Below are 24221 nucleotides of genomic sequence, written 5' to 3' on the forward strand. Positions count from 1 at the left end.
AGCAAGTCTTTAAAGCTTGCATCTTTCATCTCTTTATTGCAAATTCCATTACAGCTTTGATAATAACTCACATTAAAAATGGACTTGAACAATGCTTGACATCATAAGAAATGCTACAAATTCTTGGATTTTTAGAATTTTCCTTGCTATTTTACTCTTATGCTTCATTCTTTTATGGGGGGTACCGCAGTTACACAAAAAAAGTGAAAGAGATCTTATCACTTCTGGAAAGTCCACAGTAACTGTCGATGATTATCGTCTTGCACTCGCCGATCAAAGCGCACGTTTAGCATATGCTGCTCATCTTGGACGAATGTTTACAGCAAATGAAATGCAGCAATACCAAATTCCTGCTTTTGTATTTAATCAATTACAACAAAATTTATTGCTTGATGAACAAGTACGTAAAATGAAAATAAGTCTTTCAAAAGATACGATAGCTCATACGATTGGTTCTGATAAGATGTTCCAAGTAAATGGCACTTTTGATAAAAACTTGTTTTATAACTATCTTCAGCATTTACGTATTAGTGAAAGTGCTTTTCTTAATTATTACACCAAACAAGAAAAGCGTAATCAGCTTATTGCTGCTTTACTTTCTGATATGAAGGCACCAAATCTCTTTTATAAAGCACTTGCTCTTTATCAAGGAGAAATGCGTATTGCTGATTATCTCGTTATTGATCTAAAAGAAAAGGAAACAATTGCTGATCCTGATGACGAAAAACTACAAAAATGGTTTAAAACACATCAAAGTCAATTTCGTGCTCCAGAATACCGCACTGTCTCTTTGCTATCTATGGAACTTAATGATTTTGTAAAACCTAAAGATATCTCAACAGATGAGGCAAAAGCCTATTATACACAAAATGCTTCACGTTTTGTAACGCCTGAAAAGCGTACATTCGAGGAACTGCAATTCCCCTCACGTGAAGAAGCCGATAATGCAGCAAAAAAAATAGCTGATGGATTGAGTTTTGATGAACTGGTAAAAGCTGAAAACAAGACTCTTAATGACATAAAAAAAGGTCCTCTCGCAGAAAATGAACTTCCTAGTCATCTAGCCTCTGAAATTTTTGAACTTCAACAAGGCCAAGTCAGTACTGTGATAAATGACTTACAGGGACCTATTATCATTCGCGTCACGCATATTGAACCCTCAAGCTCTCTTCCTTTTGAAAAGGTCGAAGAAAATATTCGCCAAACACTTGCCAAAAATCGTGCTACTGATGATATCCGTAACAATTATGTAGCCATTGAAAATGCTCGTTTTGAGGGTGCTTCTCTCAAAGAGCTAGCTGACCAATACAAGTTATCTTTGCGCACAATTACCATTGATAAAACGGGAAAAACGCTTGAAGGTGCAATACTCACGGATTTACCTCAAAAAGATATTTTACTGAATGCCATCTATCAATCAAATGAAGGAGTCGATCTTGATCCTCTCTCCTTTCAAAATGGTGGATATCTCTGGTATAAGGTCGATAAAATTATTCCTGCCCGCGATAAAACACTTGAAGAGGCTAAGCTAGATGTTCTTTCTCAATGGAAAAGTGAGGAAATACAACGTCTTCTTGATGAAAAAGCCCAAAATGCTCTCAAACAGCTCACGGAAGGAAAAAGTCTTGTTGCTCTTGCTCGTACCCTTGGTGTTACAAAACAAACAACACCAGCCCTCCGGCGTCAAGACTCGTCTGACCCTCTTGGCGTTGAAGGGATTAAAGCATTATTTTCTGCTCCCAAAGGTCATTATGGCATCATAAAAGGTCCAGTTGCAACAAACCGTATCATTTATCAAATAAAGACTGTCACCATGCCTAAAGATATCACGCCTCATACTCTTTCAACTGAGGTCCGCGCCAATATAGATATGATGATAAGAGAAGATCTCAAGCTAGAAATGCTACAAATTGCCAATAAAGAACATCCTTTGGAAATTAATAGCACAAATTATAATCAGATCTTTAACGCTCTCCAATAAAAAGGTTGTGCATAATTTAAAGAACTTATTTGGTAAAGTTTCCATCAGCTCTTCGTCTATAGTTGAAGAGGTAAGATGAATCTCTTGTTTTCATATCTTAAGATCAGCATTAGTATAATGTTTAATTCTCTCGCAAATCAGTGCATGTATGGATTTGCGAAAAATAGTCAATAGAATGTACAGTCATTTTTGCAACGCATTAAAAATATTATCCATCTAAAGGTTGTAAAAGTTGTCGCACACTAAGCTATACCCATTAAGCTATAAATGTCATCCCTATCGTCATTCATTTATAGCTTATCATATTGCTACTCTTAATACTCATTCATAAGGAGCGTATTGCTTCTTCTTTAAATGATTTCATTTACACACCCAACTTATAGTATACAAAAAACTATTTTTAAAATTCATTATAAAAATGAAGAAATCTTTTTCTATTCAAGACTCTCATTCAATATGAGAAAAAACGAATTATCATTATAAATCAATATATTCATAAATCATAACTGTCATCAATTATGATTTTATAATTTCTCAAAAATAAGAATTTTTTATAGACTGCCAAGATAACTTCTCTCATAAAATTTCTTATTCTTTTGCGCTCATAACAACCAAAACATCAACATTTTTTATAACAAAAAATGGTTTGGAAACACCATAGCTCCTTTTATCTTCATATGAGAAAATCAGTCTATATGTTACGCATTCCAACGTGGTAATATTCTTTTACAATATCTTTGGAAAATTGCCGCTTATTGCTGCCCTTGTTATCAACCAATAGCGATATATCAATGGCAACGTTGCACTCTCTTGAAAAATTGCAGCACCCAGCTGTATAGCTTTTTGAAGAGAAGCTGGAACAATGACCAATGGAAGAAAAGCTGGTTTAAGAACTCTAGGTAAAGCACAAGAATACTCGTAAAATTTGGTATAACGATCGCGCGATAATGCTACCATAGCTTCAACAATACGATCCTTTTGTTGATCACTGAGACGATGAGATTCCAAATCTTCCCTATTCACTCCTACAGCCTTTAATATATCAGTAGGTAAATAATATTGATATCGTGATTGCATGAATGATAAAAGACGCAATACACCGCTTAATCCTTGAGAAATCCCTCCATGTTCATAGATATCTGTAAACTCTTGTGCAGTATCAGGATCTAATATCTGACAAGAAAGCTGTAAAATTATGCTTGCTGTCTCACCACAATAATGCTCTAGATCATGAAGCGTTTCTATTGGATTGTGATAAAGATCTAAAATTTGTGCATTACAATAACGTAAAAAAGCTGTCTTAGGTAAATTAAAAAGAGTTATTGCTTTCAATAAATCACTCAAAATCGGATTATTTCCACTCGTTTGCATTTCACCATGAGCAATAGAATCATACCACCAACGTAACCGTATTTCTCCTATGAGTGGATCATGTACACTTTCGCGAATACGAGAAACTTCAGCATTAAATACATAAAGAGCAGCCAATGCTTGGCGCTTTTTTTTAGGTGCAAATAAAACCGATATATAGCGATCACGATCTATGGTACGTAAAATATCAAGACAATAAGGAAGAGAGCCTATCATTTGAACCTATTAACGTCCCTTTTTTAGTAATGAAATTAATATCCTCTTTTTATTCATATTAAAAAATGAGGGATAAGCAAATACAGTTCAGAAAATAAGATTTTTAAATGTGTCTCTTAACTGTATTATGAATTAGAATTTCTTTTCTAGTCACTTTTCGTTTTAGAAAGAAAAAAATTAAATAAATAACTTTTCTGATAAAACTTATCTTATCGGGCTTCAAGTTTTCATTTGCAGTAAAAAAAGCTAAAAACTAATCGTAACATGCATAGTGAAACTTAGAATAACAAACAACGCAAAACACTTTTTCACCGAATAGATGATAATGTTATTTTGTAAAAAACGCACTGATCACAAAAATTTCATCAAATCATTGATCTCCTCCCCATCCTAAAAGACAAAGGTTCTTACCAATACCAATTTGTAAAAAATCCAATTGCTCTCGGTGAGTTTCTATTACTATCAATACATTGATTCATAATGATAATTCATTGTTTTATATGTTAAATTAGAATCTCAAATATCGTAGAATGCTTGCATTTCAAAGCAATTCCATGTTGAATCAATCAAAACTATTCCCTTGCACGTCACAAGCTGGGCTGGCTTGTAGGTAAAATTGTATAAGAAAGAATTAAAAATGCCTCTTATGAACTGTCTCAAGTGCCAAGTGTTGATCTCTCATGTGATTCATTGAACTACGAACAAGCTCTGCCCTGAATACTTGCTGCTGTATTAAAAAACACTTAATGTGTTAAGTTATGTATATTTTATTCCCCTTATATCACCACTTTACACGACGGTATTTTACGGCGCAGTAAAATAATCACACAAGTCTTTCATACTAGACGAGAGCATTTGTTTTATTAAACAATACTCTATTCTACCGCAAATAATAATGCCGCAACAGCGCGATCTTCAGCCAATAAAACATTAAATGTACGCACCGCCGCTCCCGTACTCATTGTATCTGATGAAATACGTTTTTCCCATAAAAGCACCCGTAACTCTTCAGGTAATCGCAATAATTCAATTCCAGTACCTATTAATAAAACTTCGATTTCAGAAGCTTCTTCTAAAATACGAGATAGATCCCCTTGAGTGGGAATAGGCCCTGCCATGTCAATACCATAAATACCCGATGGTACACAAATAATAGAACCTCTATGAGACATATCAGCAAAACGAAATCCACCATTTCCGTAAGCATCAATAGGTGCGCGACTTGGAAAATGTGCTTCACGAATTTGAATTGCATCGAACATGAACAAGCACCCTTTATTTTTGAATAATCCAATTGTCTTTGCTACTTCTCACCATAAAATTAAAGGAAGGCTGATACAAACATTGATATCTTAACCATAGCCTAGTATTGAAGTGGAAATTTTATATAAAACCCTAATCTTCTCATACAACAAGTATATGAAAATTTGATAATAAACCGCAGTCAAAAGCTATACCTGCTTAAATAAATCTATCTTTTAAAAAGTTTTCTCAGCTTATTTACTCGCAAATTTCTTTTTATAGAAACAATGATCTTGTTTAAAAAACAGAAAAAAATTGCGTAATATTCTATAAATAAAGCAACTATTTTAATAATCTCAAGGAAACAAAAACTCCATTTTCTGTAGCCACTATAAAAGCTATTTTTCCAATGAAATTGTCCTGATCTTGCCAAGCTTTTTATAAAAATGCTGAAAAAATGTAATAAACTGCCATTACATCTTAAGATGCATTTTCTTTTGATATAGCTTTTTTCTCTTTAGAGACACTCATATTTTCTTTCGTTGTCGTTTTAGATTTAGACTTTTGTGGTGTTTTTGTTTTAGCATTAAGCTTTGATTTTTTTTCTGCAATCGGCTCGCCTTTAACGCGCACATCAGCTAATGTTGAGCGAATAACACGAATATTCATACTCTCACCAATTTCAACCTCTAATTCACCACTCTCGTCGTGAACCTTCGTAACTTTGCCGATAATACCACCACCCGTTATAACTGTATCACCACGACGTACTGCATTAAGCATTTCTTGGCGTTTTTTCATTTGGGCACGCTGTGGACGAATGATAAAAAAATACATAATTGCAAAAATTAAAATGAGAGGGACAACGCTAGCAAATGAAATTCCACCGGAAACATCGCCTGCAACTTGAGCATAAGCGTTCGTAATAAACATTTTCAACTCCTATAGTTAAACCTCAGATATTTCCCACTCTATAAAATGAAATTCCGATACAGAAAAAATTTCTAAAGAATTTATCATAAAAAGCAATAACTACATAATCTAATCACAGCTTTACAAAAATACAATAAATCCTTAAGAGACAGAATACCAAAATACAATGAGAAAAATCTTTAAAAATAGATTCATTTTCCCCTATTATATATCCTAAAATATAAATCTTTTCACTAACTCAATAAATGATACAAGATAATTTTTCTAATGAAAAAACTTTAATTTATATAGATAATTTATCGTTTTTGATATCGAATGACAGATCTAAGTACAGTAAAATACTCTCATTTCAAACCCTCTGAATTAATCAAAACGATTTTCTTGCACGTCTCACATATGAAATGAGCCTGTAGATAAAAACTTTTTAAGAAAGGCGTGAAATATCTCTTTTCATGCTTCTCTCAAATACAAGAGCAGTTGGAACACTGAAAGCTGACAAATAGTATGATACTATTGTCTTACACTTTCATAAACACAAAGATGGTAATATCTAACGCCCCCAACGAACAGCTCTCCTTAAACCAATGATTTTTTGCTGCAGTGTTATTGATTTAAGAAAATCTATTGTTTTTCATGAAGTTTCTATAAACTGTAAGACTATTCAAATTTAAAAGTCATCAATAAATTAGTTTTCTAAATATTTAAGGGGATCAACAGGTAATGAATTCTTACGCATCTCAAAATAGACACGTGGCGTTTTAACATTTCCTGAAACACCAGATTTAGCAATCTCATCACCGCGTCTTATCCTTTGTCCTTTGTTAACAACAAGTTTACTGTTACATCCATAAATAGTGATAATATTATTTTCATGTCGAATCATCACAACATTACCAAGCTCTTTTAATCCATCTCCCGCGTAAATAACAACACCATTTTCTGCCGCCTTTACCGAAGATCCTTCCGGCACTGCAATATCTATTCCTCGATTCATTACTGTTCCCTTTTTTTGACCGAACTGGCTTAATAAACGCCCTCGTACTGGCCAACGCATCTTAGAAATTCCTGTGGCTTGCGGAGTCGTCATATTATCGGTACTCGTAACAGTACTTGATAAACCAGTTCCATGATTCAATTGCGTCATCTGTTTAGAAAAATTTTTCTCAGAACTTGAGTTGTTCATCTTTGCAGAAGGTGGCGTTGTTACAGGAGTTTTATATATAGGAGAGGACTTCTTGTTTTTTATAGAGGACATCACTTGAGATTGGAATGCAGAGTCTGTTGTTGACGCTGCCCAATCGTTATTATTGTGTGCATTTGAAGCTGCTAATGTACGCCTGCTTGGAACAACAAGTACCTGACCGATATAAATGGAATTGCTGTTTATACCATTTGCTAATTTTAATGCCTCAACACTAACCCCTATTTGTCGTGAAATACTGAGCAGGGTATCTCCACTCTGGACAATATAAGAGTTCCGCCGAAAAATAGGAGATTTATCCATTTGTGAACGGGAAAGTGTTCCAAGATTACGTGGAGGGACTCCCATAACGCGACCATCAGAAGAAGTTATCCTACCTTGATGTGGAGAATTATAGGGAGAATTGTCATCTCCCCACGAATCATCGCTTGATTCCACAGGTGGCAATTCAGTGCTTTGTATCATACCACTACCGTACGATAGCATTCGCGGATCTGTAGACATAGTGCTCGATATATTTGATTGAGATGATACCGTACGATGAGAGACAATGTTAGAAAAACGCTGTGTACCAGAACTACAACCAGCAACAATAGTTACCACCGCTAAAAAAGTTATTCTCTGAAAATTATGCTGGAAAATGTTATCCAAAGCTTTTAAACACATCGTTTTGCTCACTCATCAATAATCAACTCACTCCATTAAAGCTTTTTTAAATTACCGAAGAGTTAAAATGAGATGTTTTATTCATAAATATCTTTATATAAGATCAAAATGAATTTAACGTAGACAATTTGCAGCACTTTCTTAACTTTCAAAAATTAAAGTATCTCCGCAATGCCTTTAATAAAAGGTTGGTAACGCACTTGAAACAGTTCTAAACACTCAAATCGACTACCAATTTTTGTATAGCGCGTCACCGTTTGTACCCCTTCGTCAGGTCCTATCGCCTGAATGAGAATTCCGTTTTCAGCTAAAAGTTCTAAAAATTCCTTTGGTTCATCAAAACGTGATGGCCAAATAAGAATGCGATCAAATGATCCCAAGCCTGTCACACTATGACTTCCATCAATCTGCCGTATAATAATATTTTCAATTCCTAAAGTTTGAAATTTTTGGCGCGCCAAATCAACAAGCGTTTTATAACGATCAATCGTTGTCACTCGGTCACTCAGACATGCCATAAGCGCAGTACAAAAACCAGATCCTGTACCGATTTCTAAAACGCGATGCCTTTTTTTCAACGATAATGCCGAAAGAATTAAGAGTTGTTCTTCCAAACGTTCCATATATTCACCACACTCAAGGGGAATAACCTTATTATCATAAGCACTATTAAACCAAGGAGCAGAAACAAACTGTTGACGCGGAATTTTCTCTAATGCCGAAAAAAATCGCACGTCATCAATGCCTTTGCTACGCATTTTCAGTACAAGAGCGGCTAACTCCTCACGAAATTGTAAAATACCCTTTTGCCCCATAGTATCATTCAATCTCCAATGGAGGTGCACTTTTATTATACTGACAAACTGCTTCTTTTAAAATGGCAAAAACTTGCGTTTGCATATTATCACCTCTTGGCAATAAACGCATATTGTCTCTCCTTTCGTAAAATTAAGCAGTAATACAACGCATGCCTCCCATATAAGGTTGTAAAACATCTGGAATAATAATTGATCCATCAGCCTGTTGATAATTTTCAAGCACGGCAATAAGACAACGTCCAACAGCTGTACCAGAACCATTAAGGCTATGAACAAAATGTAATTTTTTATCGCCTTCTGTACGATAACGTGCATTCATACGACGACCTTGAAAATCTCCACAAACTGAACAGCTGGAAATTTCACGATAACATTCTTGACCAGGAAGCCAAACCTCGATGTCATAGGTTTTACGTGCTGCAAACCCCATATCACCCGTAGAAAGAACCACTGTGCGAAAAGGCAAACCAAGTCGTTTTAATATATCTTCTGCACATTCCGTCATACGTTCTAATTCAATTAAAGACTGCTCTTCACTGGTAATTGAGACCATTTCAACTTTCCAAAATTGGTGCTGACGCAACATACCGCGCGTATCACGACCGGCTGCTCCCGCCTCTGAACGAAAACAGGGAGATAAAGAAGAAAATCGCAGTGGTAAATCTGATATTTCAAGAATTTCATCGTTGACCAAATTGGTTAATGGCACTTCTGCTGTAGAAATAAGCCATCGACCATCTGTTGTACGAAAAAGGTCTTCAGCAAATTTCGGCAATTGTGCTGCTCCGTAAACAATCTCATCACGAACAAGAAAAGGGATTGAGACTTCTGTATAACCATGCTCATTGACATGCACATCAAGCATAAATTGGCCTAATGCCCGTTCTAGCCGTGCTAACGCCCCTGAAAGTACTGTAAAACGTGTTCCAGACAAACGACTAGCTCGTTCAAAATTCATCTGCTTGAGATTTTGACCAAGATCAAAATGTTCCTTTGGTGTAAAATTAAATGTTGGAGGTGTACCAAAATGTCGAATGACGACATTATCACTTTCATCTTTACCTTCTGGAACATCATCTAATGGAATATTTGGAAGTGCTGAAAGAATTTTTTCAAGACTCTCCGTCAGCTGTTTTTCTTCCGCTGTTGCAGAGGAAAGAAAGATTTTAATCTCTTCACCTTCAGCTCTAAAGCTTTCAGCCTTTTGCTGATCAGATACCGCTAAAGCCTGTCCTATTTCCTTTGAAACCGCATTGCGACGTTCCTGCGCCAATTGTACCTTAGCAATATGCGACCGACGTGCAAGATCAAGTTGTATTAACCTCTCAGCTTGTGGCTCAAGACCTCTACTTACGAGTGCTTTATCTAATTTCTCAGGATTGTCACGAATCCACTTAATATCAAGCATAAAAATTCCTCATTTATATTTTTTATTCATTTCTTATCATATAAGATTATACACTTTTCTTAAGCGGATTTTCTTCTCTTTTCTATACTGTAAGCAATTAAAATTGAAATCTCGTAAAGTGCTATCGTTGGTAAAGCCACTGCAAACATCGTAAAAAAATCCGACGGCGTTATGATTGCCGCAATGATAAAAGAAAGTAAAATAGCCCATTTTCGTTTAGACGCCAAATCATGAGACGTTAAAAATCCAACTTTTGTTAAAAGACTGATGACAAGAGGTAATTGAAAAATCAAACCAAAAATTAGGATAAATGATGTCATAAAGCCCAAATAATCAGAAATACGCACTATAAACTCTATTTTTAAATGAACATCTGGAAGAAATTGTTGAGAAAGGCTAAACCATAGTATTATTGGCGCTAATAGACCATAAACAAACGCTCCCCCAATACAAAATAAAATAGGCCCCCCAATGAGAAATGGTAAAAAAGCCATACGCTCATTTTTATAAAGCCCTGGTGCAATAAAACTATAAAACTGAAAAGCCGTATAGGGAAAAGATAAAATAATTCCCCCAAAAGCAGAAAGCTTCATCTTTGTTAAAAAAGTTTCCCATACTTGCGTTGATTGCAAACGAATACCCTCAGGATTACCCCCTGCTATTTTCATTGCCCACTGATATGGCCATAGTAAAAAATTTAAGATATAATCTTTAACAAGAAAACACATCATAAAAGCGATCATAAATACAACTAGGGCAGCAATAATTCGCTGACGAAGTTCAATTAAATGTTCCAAAACTGGTGCCATATGGGCATCAACTTCATCTTTCTTAACATTCATGACACATCTTCTTTATCTTTAGAAGCTATAGATCCTGTCATATCTTTATTGGTTACGTTGTGATCGCATTCCAAAAATTCTTTACCTTTTTCTGATTTATGGTGTGTTGCCTTAACATCCAAATTATCGTGGATATCTTCTAATGTATTTTGAATGGAATCAAAAGTCTCTGTCAACTCCTTGCTTGAATCGCTAATATCCGAATATGTTTTTTGCAAATCATCGAGCTCGATTTGTTTTATTGCATCATCAAACTGATGACGAAGTTCATTTGCCATTAAACACATATGAGCTCTTACCTTTGCTATTGTCTTTAATATTTTAGGTAAATCTTTCGGTCCAACAACAATGATGAGAACAAGTAAGATTACGACAAACTCTGGTCCATCAATCCCAAACATCTCTTAATTCGACTTCCTCATCAAAAAATAACGCACAATGATGATTACGTTTTTGTTATTTGACACGCTGTTTTTTAGCAACAGATGTTTTGCTTCTTTTAGAAGCAGAAGAAGCCTTTCTGCGCGCTGTTACATGTTTTACCGATAGCGGCTGATATTGTTGAGATTCTACATCAATTATTTGGGAAGTAGTAGTCATTTCAACTTTATCCTCAATGCCATCATCTTCTTCCTTCATATTTTTTTTGAAGGCTTTAACTCCCTTAGCAACATCGCCCATTAATTCAGAAATCTTACCGCGACCGAAAAGCACAAAGATAATCAGTAAAATTATAATTAAATGCGTTGGTGAAAAAATATTACCCATTACTCTCTCTAACTTTATGCTTTTAAATTTGATTTCATTTATCCACGCTTCTTCTGAAGAATATATCAAATATAATATCTTAATTATATATTTTCTTCTTAACTTAAAAACAATCACACGCTTTTATTGCAAAAAAACTTTTTATCCTCTCATCCCTTCTTAGCGTACTATAACACAAACCATTCCAAAATGATAAACCGCTTCATAGAAAATTCAAAAGGCTTAAAAACTTTTCTAAAGTAACTTCATCTGATCTCTTAGTTACTCATCTTCCTGTAGATACTATAGCTCATGTCTTTCCTTTTAAACAAAGTTGTACGTATCATTACAAACATTTCCTCCAAATTATCCGTTACTGATAAAAATCATACCATGTTGTAAAAAATTTTACGTATTCAATTAAAAAATTCAGAAAGAAAAATCTCTAAAAAACTTTCTTGACACATCATCAGTCTCTTTAAAAACTATCATCTTACGCATAATATTTATTCTTTGCGTTGGTGGGATTTTATCATCCATTATTCCATATACAATACGAAATATAAGCCATCATCGCATTCAATTAAATATCTGACGTGTGGATAAAAACTATTAGTGGAAAGAGTAAAAATGCACTTTATGAATCAGGTCAAGTGCCAAGAGGTATGGCAATACTAAAAAATAAAAATGGTACCAGCTTGCGCCTTTATTCAGTAAAATACCTCCATATAACCAGCTCTTTGAACCGCTGCATGCCCTAACTATTACAAGTCTCCGGATTCTGGGCATGCGTTCTCATAATATCATGTGCTTAACCTATCTCACTATTGAAAACAGAATGGGTATTAATAGAAAATTACATTCAATCAAAAGCATGGAATCGAAGCACAATCCATGTAAAAGAATTTCTTATCCTAGTCTTTTTATAAGATTACCTCATAAAGCTGCTAGATAATACAGTGTTAGAAATAGATCAACCTATTTACTTTAGTTAAAAATCGCTCATTTTATTGAGATCGCTTGCAGAGAACATATCACTTTTCAAAAGTTTTGTTTTAGCACCATACACAATAATCTAGCCATTTAGCGTGTATAATGTAAAGCTTGGGCTCCGCTTAAACCAATGAGATTCATCCACACTTTTACAAAAATCTATCACTATAATACCAGCACTTTATTGCTCTATCCATAATTTTACGCTCGCTAAAAAAACTGATAAATGTAACAATGTTTTTATCAAGCATTTTAAATTCTTTAATCTTTAAACAAGTAAATTTATGAATGAATTTGAAAGATAACCTTAAATTTTTTTAACAAACTTCACTAATATTCTCGTTAATTTCTTGTCTTTTATCGTTTTCCTGAAAGAGTCCGCGATCATAAGAAACTTCTCTTACAACATAACTATCTCTATTGAAATGTTTGCCCTCTTCCTATCTATTTTTCATATAAAAAATTAAAATCTTAACGATGAATCTCACAATATAAAAATAGCCCAGTGAATAAATGCTCCCATGACATTAATATTTTTTCTGTAGGGTATTATTTGGGAGTGAGGGTATTATTTGATTTCTATAAGAGTATTTTTATGGATATCAATTCTAATATTCTATGCTAATAATCCGGTACAGTTATACATATGATAGAGTTTATTCCATGAATTATCGGCATATTTATCATGCTGGCAATTTTGCTGATGTTTTTAAACACATTATTGTCACTCGCATTGTAGAATATCTTAAACGCAAAGAAAAAGCTTTTCGCGTTATAGATACGCATGCTGGAATCGGTATTTATGACCTTTCTTCTTTAGAAGCACATAAAACAGGAGAGTGGCGCGAAGGTGTCCAACGGCTTTTTTCAACTCCTATCCCAGAAGATTTAAGAGCACTCCTTTGTCCATGGTGTGATATCATTGATGCCCTCAATAAAGGGGAAAAAGAAATTGTATTTTATCCTGGATCTCCTGTTCTTATTCGTCAATTATTACGGAAACAAGATCGCCTCACCGCAATAGAATTGCACAACGAAGATTATCATATTTTAGCAAAAAACTTTGCCGGAGATTATCAGACAAAAGTTCTGCATTTAGATGGTTGGCTTTCCTTAAATGCTCATGTACCACCAAAAGAAAAACGTGGGTTTATCCTTGTTGACCCTCCCTTTGAAAAGACTGGAGAATTTTCCCGCCTTATTGAGGGATTAACGAAAGCCTATCGTCGCTTTTCTGGAGGGATCTACGCTTTATGGTATCCTGTTAAATATGACAAAGAAATTGAAAGTTTTCTTCACGCGCTTTATCAAACAGGAATTCCTAAGATTCTACAGCTTGAAATGCGTATCCGAAAAAGTTCAAGTCCACCGACAATGAATGGAAGTGGTATGATTATTATTAACCCTCCCTACCTTTTGGAAGAAGAAATGAAAAAACTCAGCCCCTTTCTTATCAACCGTCTGGGACAAGATGAAAATGCCCAAATAACGCATAAGTGGCTTCAAAAAGAACATCTATTATATTAGATCTTTCTCTGTATTTTTTCTAAATCAAATATCATGTTGTAAGATACAAACGCATTAAATGATAAAGTTCTTTGATTTTTTGAATAATATCAGCATATTATAATGATATGCTAACAACGATCAGCGTGAATTAATTTTTTCCCTTTTAGAACGTCTATCTTCTTAATCATCATGAATTTCCTATTCCAATCATTTTAATGAATAAATTGGGCAAATTCATAAAGCTGTTTTAGAATAACAACTCTCATATTTTTTATGAAAAATCGGCTCTCTAAAATCATACTCTTATGCTATAAGATATTATTTATAGAAAAAATTATAAGGATATAAATAATCATTATTTAATAAAAAAGAATATTTCATATATTAAACAAAAAACATATTCTTAATAAACCGAATGGTCCTGAAAAATAATACAAATTGTCCGAAAAATGAGCGGGAAAAGCTTTCTTTTCTCTCTAACATTACATGGAATAATGCCAATCAAAGTAATGAGAAAAATCAATTCCAAGGTGTAAAATTCATACAAGAGTTTGTTAGACACCTTCCGCATAAGCCAGGGGTTTACCGGATGATTGGTAAAAATGGTGATATTCTCTATATTGGCAAAGCTCGTAATCTCAAAAAACGCGTTTCAAACTATACACGTGAACAAGGACACAATAATCGTATTACCCGCATGATTCGCGCAACATATCATATGGAATTTATCGTCACCCATACAGAAACAGAAGCACTCCTTTTAGAAGCCAATCTCATAAAAAGATTGCATCCACATTTTAATGTATTACTACGTGATGATAAAAGTTTCCCTTATATTATGATTACAGATGATCATCGAGTGCCTGGACTTTACAAACATCGTGGTGCCCGAACACGAAAAGCTCACTATTTTGGTCCTTTTGCTTCTGCTGGTGCAGTGACACAAACAGTTCATGTTTTACAACGCGCCTTCTTATTACGAACCTGTACTGATTCAGTTTTTGAAAACCGTACACGCCCCTGTTTGCTTTATCAAATTAAGCGATGTTCTGCACCTTGTACCCATGAAATTAGTGACAATGATTATAAAGAACTGCTGAGGGGAGCAAAAGCGTTCCTTTCGGGAAAAGATCAATCTGTTAAAAACAATATGGTTCAAGCTATGCATAAAGCCGCAGAAAATCTTGATTTTGAACAAGCAGCTTCCTATCGTGACCGCTTATCAGCCCTTTCTCATATACAAAGCCATCAAGGTATTAATCCTCAAACGATAAAAGAAGCGGATGTATTTGCAATTGCGCAAAAAGAAGGAATGACCTGTATTCAAGTGTTCTTTTTTCGCATGGGGCAAAATTGGGGAAATCGTGCCTATTTTCCTAAAGCAGATCCCTCTTTTTCCTGTACTGAAATTTTAGCGAGTTTTCTTGCCCAATTTTACGATGATAAACCACTTCCCAAAAGCATCCTTTTATCTGAAGAAATTGAAGAAAAGACACTTCTTACAGAAGCATTGAGTCTCAAAGCAAATCACAAAGTGTCTCTCTCTTTACCCAAACAAGGTGAACGGAAAACTCTTGTTAATCATGCCTATCTCAATGCTCATGAAGCACTTGAACATAAGCTTTCTGAAACAGCCACTCATACAAAATTGCTTCAAGGTCTTGCCAAAATATTCCAACTACCTTTTCCTCCACGCCGGATAGAAGTCTATGATAATTCTCATATCATGGGAACAAATGCTGTAGGAGCTATGATTGTTGCTGGTCAGATGGGATTTGTTAAAAATCAATATCGCAAATTCAACATTCGCTCAATAGATATCACGCCTGGCGATGATTTTGGCATGATGAAAGAAGTGATTAAACGAAGATTTTCACGCCTTATAAAAGAGCATGATCAGCCAAATAGAAGTCATGACATAAAAGATAATGATCTTTTTCCCATTTGGCCTGATCTTATCTTAATCGATGGTGGTGAAGGACAAATCAACAGCGTACATGCAATACTTGCTGAATTACAATTAAATGACCTCTTCACAGTTGTTGGAATCGCCAAAGGTGTTGACCGCCATGCGGGACGTGAACGATTTTTTATAAAAGGTATCCCCCCCTTTACACTTCCTCCACGTGATCCTATCCTCTATTTTTTGCAACGTCTGCGTGATGAAGCACACCGTTTTGCGATTGGAGCTCATAGGATAAAACGAAAAAAAGAAACATTCAAAAACCCACTTGATGAAATCGAAAATATCGGTCCAACAAGAAAGCGTGCGTTGCTTCATCATTTTGGAAGTGCCAAGGCTATTGCTAGTGCCTCACTTGAAGATTTAAAAAAAGTTACGGGAATTTCTATGACAATTGCACAAAAAATTCATAACCATTTTCATGAAAAATAGGCTTGTTTCATAACCTTTGCCTTGTTACGTTTAGGAAATATATTCTCTTTCACAAGAATTAAAAATGGCTCCATGAAAAATCATACTTTTTCTTTTCCAAATATTTTAACTTATGCACGAATTGTTGCAGTCCCAATGGTTGTTGCATGCTTTTTTTTAGAAGGGCGATTACAATCAAGTGATATCACTCGCTGGATTGCTGTGTCCATTTTTATCGTTGCATCCATTACTGACTTTCTTGACGGTTACCTTGCTCGTATTTGGGAACAAACATCCAATATTGGTCGCATGTTAGATCCAATTGCTGATAAACTTCTCGTCTCTGCTTGTTTGCTCTTGCTTGCCGCAGACAGTACCATCGCTGGGTGGACACTATGGGCAGCTATTATCATTCTTTGCAGAGAAATTCTTGTATCAGGATTACGTGAATATTTGGCTGAGTTAAAAGTTAGTGTTCCTGTCTCTCGTCTTGCAAAATGGAAAACTTTTGTACAGATGATCGCTATTGTATTTCTTTTAGCTGGACCAGCCGGTAATAAAATTTTTCCTTACACAGTAGAGTTTGGCATTACTATGCTGTGGATTGCTGCCCTCCTTACATTGTGGACAGGGTGGGATTATTTTCGTGCAGGTTTAAAACACGTTATCCTATGAAGAGTATGGAGATTTATAATGGTAATTTATCTTTTTATACTTAAATAAGAGATGAGAATAGTATAAGATTGACTTATTTTAAATCTATCAATGATAAATTAATAAAACACTTTTTTGCACATTACAAGTAAGGGTGGCATGTAGATAAAAGCTCTTCAAAAAAAGAGTAAACAGATTTTATATTCTCGCAAAAGCAGTTACAATATTAAAAGCTAAAAAACGATGAATGCTCCCTATGCTTTCAAAAAAGTCTATAATCTTATAAGCAAAAAAACCGAAATATAGTATTTCGGATTTTTGCTTCTTATAAACGCTTTATTATTATAAACGCTTGATTAACCAACAATTTCTACCTCAGAAAACCAAAAGGCGATTTCTGTTTTTGCCGTTTCAGCGCTATCGGATCCATGGACAGAATTTTCGCCAATCGATAAAGCATGAACCTTACGAATTGTCCCTTCTTCTGCATCACTAGGATTCGTAGCCCCCATTACTTCACGGTTTTTAGCTATTGCATTTTCGCCTTCCAAAACTTGTACAACGGTTGGACCAGAAGACATGAATTCAACCAATTCACTAAAAAAAGGGCGTTCTTTATGAACAGCATAAAAATTTTCAGCCTCACGTTTGCTCATCCAGACACGTTTAGACGCAATAACACACAAGCCCGCATCCTCAAGCATTTTAATAATTGCGCCAGTCAAATTACGACGGGTTGCATCTGGTTTAATCATCGAAAAAGTACGCTCTAAAGCCATTTAACCACCTTTATTTCATCTATAACATTCTCTCGCCATTTCTATAGCGAGCAAGAAGCCCTTTGCCAAGTGACTCTGCATAAATCTACACAAATTCTCAAAAATATAGAATGAATTATAAAGAAAACTTTAATAGAAATACCTTTAATTTCTCATCCCATCATAAAGATGCGCTACCGACTCTCAATAAATATTGAACCTTCTTACATAATCTTAAACGCCTCTCATCAAATTTATCATTGAAGCAATAAAGAATCATAAGAAAAGCCTAACATGCAAAATATATACCTTTTTGAAATTCTTCTTCTTTAAAGAGGACGAACCTAGACACTTCGATCTAGGTTTGAAAATCCTTCTACACACATTGAGATCAATCAAAAAATAACCATATAATTAAAAACTATAGCGTACACCTAAAATACCCTGAAGGGACTGTTTTGTTTTACGTCCTTTAACATAATGTGCCTCACCATATAACTTTAACTTCTCACTCACTAAACTGCTCAAACCGATTCCTAACTTACCTGCATTCCCTGATAAGTCAGTGGTAAATGGATGCCGTTGATTAATCAATGTATGGTTGTCATCTTTATTCTCACGCAACCATGCTGCTGTAATATACGCAAGTGATGAGGAATCCATACGAGAACCAAATTCATATCCTAAAGATATGCCAACCTCACTGCGTAATGAAGTGAATGGACGCATGTTACCTGTCATGTCATTCGATAACTTGATTTCTTTACCCTCAACTTGCAACCATGTAAATTGTCCATAAGGCTGCAACCAACTGCTCTTTGACGTCTTAAGTCGATAACCTGCTTCAAAGGAAGTGCCCACCGCCCATTGCCTATAACTTCCTTCAATCCCTAAACCATTTGTTGAAACTGCCTTTAGAGTATTCTGATAATGATTATATTTTAAAATACCATCTAAATACCATCCACTATGATCCAAATAAGTGACATAAGCGCCAATGCCATAAGCATTGATACCGCTCATACCACCCCGTGCATGCGCAATGCGTGCGCGGTCATAACTGCCAAAACCACCTATATAAAATTCTCCATTTTCCCACTCGCTTAAACTATTGATCCCTAAAACAATACCTGTCTGATCCAACTTAAAATCTATATGCTCTGTAGCAATACTCTCTTTAGACTTGATCGCATAGGTCCATAAAGCTGCATTCTTTTTACTTTTATCTAGAATTCCTCTTCCCGCACGCACGGTTTGCATTTCATTGTGAAAAACCATCGCTGGAGCCACAGACATAGACAATACCGCATCTGTAGAGGGAGTGGTTAAAAAATGAGAAACTGAAAGCGTCTCTCTCAATTGTGGAAAAGGCTGTTCTTTATGAACTGGACGCAAAATCATTTGATCGGCTAAAGATTGTGAAGATTCTGAAACAACAGCCTGTTGCTTTCCATCAGAAAAATGAAGAGAACTTGCTGGATATGCCCCTTCAATAATTTGACTTCCAAGAGTTGAAACAGTTAGAGATACAGAAGCTGGAGATTTCTGCCTTAAGTTTTGGCGGTTTTCTCTTCGATGTAGCAACTTAATAGCACGCTCTTTTGTAACTGTAATAGTTGAAAGAGAAGAAGCTGATTGATTTTGATTTAAATGCCACGCAGATCTACTCCTACTACGTGGCAAACTGTTGAGAAATGAAACATTATCAATAAATACCGCAGATAAATACCAAACTTTTTCACCCCCATCCTCATCAATTCTCTGTTTTAAACCATACATATAGGTTCCGCCATCAATAGTTTTAACATTTGCACCAGAAAAGCTTCTCAGAGTAAAATGTGCTCCTCCACTTTGATCAACAATTAAATCAAGTTCTGTCGAAGAAGGATCAACAATTTCAATACCGGAATCTACAATACTTATTGTGTGAGAACCACGGCCATTCTTGATAAAGAGATAATCACCCTCTCCTTCTGCAAGGCTGACATTAAAATCGAAATGTAGACTCCCAAAAAGATTATCAATATAAAGCTTAGAGTAATGTAAATTGGATTCTATAGAAGTAAAAATAATATTTCCCACACCGCTTAGCTTCTTAATATAGGTTTCTGTGTTTCCATATCCAGTAGAAATAGAGTATAATTTAGCGTTTTCTCCTTCTAAATTAATATCATCTACTGTTGTCTGAGAATTTTTATATTCAGTATAAAAGCTATTATTTCCAGCATAAAGATGGACTTGTCCAAAATCATGAATCTTTATTTTTCCTTCCAACATCGCACCAGCAAAAACCCATGAATTGGCTCCTTCTTTAATTGTTAGATTTTTTACAATGCTACCAGCATGAACTTCTTGAGCAGCATGGCGGTGTAAAGTCACAATATCCGCCTCTCCCCCTGCCAATACCCGCTGTACCCCACCCGCGAAAACCTCAGTATTTACGGCTAAGCCACCACTTTTTTGTACAAAATTATCATCATCTGCAAACCATTTAGCAAGAGTTTGTATTCCTCCACTCATCACTTTTGTTCCCACAGCCATCCCATCATCATATACATTCTGCTGTCCCGGCGTGTCACCTTGACCATAAAGTGTCGTGTTATAAGTGCTGCTCCCCACAATTTCACCATTTACATACCCCTCTCCGAAAACAAACTGCTCACCACCATAAATTTCAGCTCTCAATGCGGATCCTCCTCCCTCCACTCTTTGTTTTCCACCCTCATAAATAATCGTAAATTCTGAGATACCCTGTTCCCCTACAATCTCTGAACCACCATTTTCAATTGTTGTATTCTTACTAAAACCACCAGTCTTAACATAGAGTGTTGCAGTTTCTGGAACTGTATTATTAATGGATAATTTAAAATCATCCGTTTCTCCATCACCAGCAATATAAACTATGCTATTGTCACCGAGTATGGAGTTTTGTAAAAATTTTTCACCTAGACCAGTAATGAAATCCTCTGCATAAAAGTTGAAATCACCTGTATAAGAATTGGCTCTAGAATCTTCCGAAGGAGAAACAGTATTGTCTTGCTCAAAAGAGTTATCTATAGGCAACTCCGTATGAGATGGAGAAAAGATAGGAGTAGAAATTTTTTCCAATGTAGATGATGTCGATAAAGACCAAATCTTTCCACCGTTATGATCTTTTTTCTTTAGAGCGTACATGTAGACTCCATTATCAACAGTAGCTATCTCCTCACCCAAAAAATCTATCAGAGTAAAATGCGCATTTCCGCTTTGATCATGAATTAAATCAAGCTCCAAAATTAAGTTCTGATTTTGTAGAAGAGAATTGGTCATTTCAACACCAGAATCGATAACGCTGATGGTGTGATGACCTGCTCCTTTTTTTATAAGAAGATAATCACCGCGCTGTTCTGCAAAATTAGTATTAAACCTAAAATGTAAATTACCTGAAAGATTACCGACCTCAAGTTTAGAGTAATGTGGATTAAACACGGTAGAAGTAAAAATAACGCTTCCATTCCCGCTTAGATCCTCAATCAAAGAGCTTTCACCATCCATCTTGGAAGCAATAGAGTATAATGTGGTATCTTTGCCATTTAAAACAATTTTTTCTACTTCAGTATGAGATTGCTCAGCACCAGCATAAAGATAAATCCGTCCAGAATCATGAATCATGGTGTTTCCTTCTAATGTTGCACCAGAATGTAACCACGATTGTGCTTGATCCTTCATCGTTAAATCTTTTACATAGCCTCCTAAATCTATTGCTTGAAAAGCATTCCCTTGTAAGAGAACACCAATCGCGATTCCTCCTGCTAAAACGTGTTGTTCTCCACCAGAAAAGATCTTCGTATCAAATGCAAAACTGCTATAATGGTCTAGGTCTTTTTCCACAAAAAGATTTTGTACCCCTCCTTCCATGATCTTTGTTCTAAAAACCTCTCCATCATCATACACATTCTGGTATCCTAGCACTCCATTTTTACCAGAAACGACAGTGTTATAGGCGCTACTCCTTACCATCTCACCTTTGATATCAGACTTTCCTGAAACAAACTGCTCACCACCGTAAATTTGAGCCCCTTCAGCTTTCCCCCCATCTTCAACCTTTTGTTTTCCCCCTCTCTTAACTGTACTATCCTGTGAAAGACCCTGTGTTCTAATAAGTTCAGTACCGCCTCTTTGAATTGTCGTATACAGGCTAAAACCACCGTTATAAACGGAAAGCTTTCCAGCATCTTTAACTATATTACTAATTGAAGTTTCTCCATTGCTATCAACTTTCTCATTGTTACTATCAAAGCTAGGATCAGCAATCGTAACAATCATTCCCTTTTCAATTGTGCGTTCTGTGAGATCATTCGGTAATGAAGCCATCGCAGATGGTTGCAAGTTAAAATCAGAAAATAAAGAGGTATTTTCCTCATCAAGAGCATAATTCGCATCTAAATACCAAATTTTACCATTGCTTTTATTTTTTCTATGTTTCAAACTGTACATGTAGGTTCCGGCATCAATAGCTCTGATTTTTTCACCAAAAGTGTTTGTCAGAGTAAAATGAGCGTTTCCACTATGATCAGAAATTAATTTAAGCTTTTTGTGGGAAGGGGTTGTAACCTCACCTCCAGAATCAGTAATACTTATTGTATGATAACCTGAACCTCTTTTTTTAATAACAAGATAATCACTAAGATGCTTGGCAAAGTTGACATTAAACTCAAAATGTAAAGAACCTGATAGATCATCAATATTAAGCTTAGAGTAATGCTTATCAGCCCCAAAAGACGTAAAAATAACTCTGCCACCTCCAGTTAAATTCTGGATATTAACCTGAGAGAAAGTAGCGTTATTTTCAGTTGCAATAGAGTATAACTTGGCATCTTCTCCATTTAAAATAAGATTTTCTACTTCCGTAACAGCTTCACCATTCCCAGCATAAAGATAGAGGTTGCCAAAATCATTAACATTTGTATCCTTATCTAATATTGCACCAGCAAAAACCCATGATTGTGCTTGGTGATTAATTGTTAGATTATCCGCGTATCCAGAATCATATATCTTCTGAGTAGCTCTATCATATAAAGTAACTTCGCTCGCATTCCCTCCTGCTAAGATATTCTGCGCACCATTTTTAAAAAGTTCGGTACTAAGTGCAAAAGCCCCCTCATTGATTGTAAAATCCTCATTTTCTGTATCAGCTGTATCAGTATCTTCTGAGAATCCGTTATTAAAATTCTCTTTACCATCAAGATTCTGGACACCTCCTTTCATAACCTTTGTGTCAACAACCATCCCCCCACTATAGACACTTTGTAGTCCTAGGATTCCATCTTCAGCATAAATTTCGGTGTTATAAGCACTACTTTCCTTATCTTTACGCGAAAAACCAGTTCCAAGGACCCCCTTACCAAAAATAATCTGCTCACCACCATAGATTTTAGCCCCCTCAGCATTTGCACCACTCTCAACAATTTGTTTACCACCTTTTTTAACAGTGGCATATTCTGAACTGCTTAAATTTTGGACGAATTCAATACCACCACTCTCAATTGTCGTATCCCTGCTAACACTTGCTGCATCAATGTAGAGTTTTCCACCTTCTTGAATCGTATTATTGATGGAATAGCCTGCATCTTCATATTTAAAGCTATTTATTTCAGAATCTTCAGAATCTTGATTAGTAATATAGATAGTAGCACCATCACTTATTATTGAATTTGTGAGTACTTCAAAAAATAGGTTTTCTAACCTCTTCCTTTCCTCTTCTGAAGACTTACTTCCTTCTACTATCTGTTTATTCTCTATCCTTTTTGATCCCCCTTTTTTTTCTTTTAATCCCCTCACTTCCGATAACAATTTTTTTGTCTCTTCTAGATGTTCACTGATACTTACTGGTGTTAATAACGTTTCTTTTGGTGTCGCTACTCCATCTGCACTCGCAATCTTGACAAAAAAACCACTGGTCATTAATGCACAAAAACTTAATTTCAATTTGCGTTGCATTATTCACACTCCATAATTTCAAATTTAAATTCCCCCATTTAGAAAAAAGTGCATAGACAAAAACAACACAATGCAATTGCTCAAACTCTTGTTTTTTAAGATAACAAAGCATTCGATGGATTAAACTCTGACAAATCAAATGTACACCCTGTGTTTTAAAATGCATGCACAACTAAAAGATTTAATTTCTTTTAGATACGCTTAAAAAGTGTTATAATTACATCTATGAAAAATATTTTTGAGATACCAAAGGCTGGTCTATAAATAAGATGGCATTAAACATTAAAGGAAACAGTAATGTTAATGAGAGCGGCCTTTATATCCACATATTTCTTCCTCTACAGCATTTAAAACAGTGTCTTTATTCTACTTAACTTGGATAATCTAAAGAACACTTAATTCATGCTCATCAAGCCATAATCATTGTTCTAATATATAAGAAACGTCATAATATCGACTCGACAGTGATTTGAAATTTTTATAATTATAGTCAGTTAACTCATCATTTGATTTGTCATATACTGAAAGG

General features: G+C 35.3%; 15 protein-coding genes. 4 read left to right on the top strand and 11 right to left on the bottom strand.

Going from position 1 to position 24221, the window contains the following annotated elements; all coding sequences use genetic code 11:
• Positions 1-91: 91 nt before the first annotated feature.
• Positions 92-1981, top strand: coding sequence for a peptidyl-prolyl cis-trans isomerase (locus U736_RS0104590; RefSeq protein ID WP_026500352.1), 1890 nt, complete (start codon positions 92-94; stop codon positions 1979-1981).
• Between the two features lie 726 nt (positions 1982-2707).
• Here the strand turns inward: U736_RS0104590 and U736_RS0104595 are convergent.
• The 9 genes from U736_RS0104595 to tatA form a co-directional block, all read right to left on the bottom strand.
• Positions 2708-3568: a phytoene/squalene synthase family protein gene (locus U736_RS0104595; protein WP_012754990.1), complete on the bottom strand. Its 861-nt coding sequence runs from the start codon at positions 3566-3568 to the stop codon at positions 2708-2710.
• An 875-nt stretch (positions 3569-4443) separates the two neighbouring features.
• Entirely contained in the window at positions 4444-4830 is a 387-nt protein-coding gene (locus U736_RS0104600; RefSeq protein ID WP_012754989.1) for an Mth938-like domain-containing protein, read from the bottom strand.
• A 460-nt stretch (positions 4831-5290) separates the two neighbouring features.
• Positions 5291-5743 carry a preprotein translocase subunit YajC gene (gene yajC, locus U736_RS0104605; RefSeq protein WP_012754988.1) on the bottom strand — a complete coding sequence of 151 codons (453 nt, stop codon included), beginning with the start codon at positions 5741-5743 and terminating at the stop codon, positions 5291-5293.
• 685 nt (positions 5744-6428) lie between these two features.
• Entirely contained in the window at positions 6429-7610 is a 1182-nt protein-coding gene (locus U736_RS0104610) for a M23 family metallopeptidase (protein WP_012754987.1), read from the bottom strand.
• A 155-nt stretch (positions 7611-7765) separates the two neighbouring features.
• Complete coding sequence (locus U736_RS0104615) at positions 7766-8425, bottom strand: protein-L-isoaspartate(D-aspartate) O-methyltransferase (protein ID WP_012754986.1); 660 nt, start codon at positions 8423-8425, stop codon at positions 7766-7768.
• A 133-nt stretch (positions 8426-8558) separates the two neighbouring features.
• Positions 8559-9836 (bottom strand): serine--tRNA ligase, encoded by a 1278-nt coding sequence (serS, locus tag U736_RS0104625; protein ID WP_012754985.1) that lies wholly within the window; start codon positions 9834-9836, stop codon positions 8559-8561.
• Between the two features lie 59 nt (positions 9837-9895).
• On the bottom strand, positions 9896-10678 hold the full coding sequence (gene tatC / locus U736_RS0104630) for a twin-arginine translocase subunit TatC (RefSeq protein WP_012754984.1): 783 nt from the start codon (positions 10676-10678) through the stop codon (positions 9896-9898).
• The gene (gene tatB / locus U736_RS0104635) at positions 10675-11079 is read right to left on the bottom strand and encodes a Sec-independent protein translocase protein TatB (RefSeq protein WP_012754983.1); all 405 of its coding nucleotides are present in this window, start codon (positions 11077-11079) and stop codon (positions 10675-10677) included. Before tatB ends, tatC begins: the two co-directional genes overlap by 4 nt.
• A gap of 55 nt (positions 11080-11134) precedes the next feature.
• A complete protein-coding gene (gene tatA / locus U736_RS0104640; RefSeq protein WP_012754982.1) occupies positions 11135-11446 on the bottom strand; it encodes a twin-arginine translocase TatA/TatE family subunit in 312 nt (103 codons plus the stop codon).
• Positions 11447-13081: 1635 nt separating this feature from the next.
• Between tatA and U736_RS0104645 the strand changes: the two genes are divergently transcribed.
• The 3 genes from U736_RS0104645 to pgsA all read left to right on the top strand — a co-directional run bounded on the left by U736_RS0104645 (position 13082) and on the right by pgsA (position 16976).
• Positions 13082-13945, top strand: coding sequence for a 23S rRNA (adenine(2030)-N(6))-methyltransferase RlmJ (locus U736_RS0104645; RefSeq protein WP_012754981.1), 864 nt, complete (start codon positions 13082-13084; stop codon positions 13943-13945).
• A gap of 397 nt (positions 13946-14342) precedes the next feature.
• Positions 14343-16322: an excinuclease ABC subunit UvrC gene (gene uvrC / locus U736_RS0104650; protein ID WP_012754980.1), complete on the top strand. Its 1980-nt coding sequence runs from the start codon at positions 14343-14345 to the stop codon at positions 16320-16322.
• Positions 16323-16394: 72 nt separating this feature from the next.
• Entirely contained in the window at positions 16395-16976 is a 582-nt protein-coding gene (pgsA, locus tag U736_RS0104660) for a CDP-diacylglycerol--glycerol-3-phosphate 3-phosphatidyltransferase (protein ID WP_012754979.1), read from the top strand.
• Positions 16977-17311: 335 nt separating this feature from the next.
• On the opposite strand, the gene ndk is transcribed toward pgsA, so the two are convergent.
• Together ndk and bafA are read right to left on the bottom strand one after the other, a co-directional pair.
• Positions 17312-17734 (bottom strand): nucleoside-diphosphate kinase, encoded by a 423-nt coding sequence (ndk, locus tag U736_RS0104665; protein ID WP_012754978.1) that lies wholly within the window; start codon positions 17732-17734, stop codon positions 17312-17314.
• Between the two features lie 393 nt (positions 17735-18127).
• Positions 18128-23692, bottom strand: a complete 5565-nt coding sequence (gene bafA / locus U736_RS0104670; RefSeq protein ID WP_026500353.1) for a BafA family autotransporter — start codon at positions 23690-23692, stop codon at positions 18128-18130.
• Positions 23693-24221 lie beyond the last annotated feature (529 nt).

The sequence above is a fragment of the Bartonella grahamii ATCC 700132 genome (assembly GCF_000518085.1).
GTDB classification, from domain to species: domain Bacteria; phylum Pseudomonadota; class Alphaproteobacteria; order Rhizobiales; family Rhizobiaceae; genus Bartonella; species Bartonella grahamii.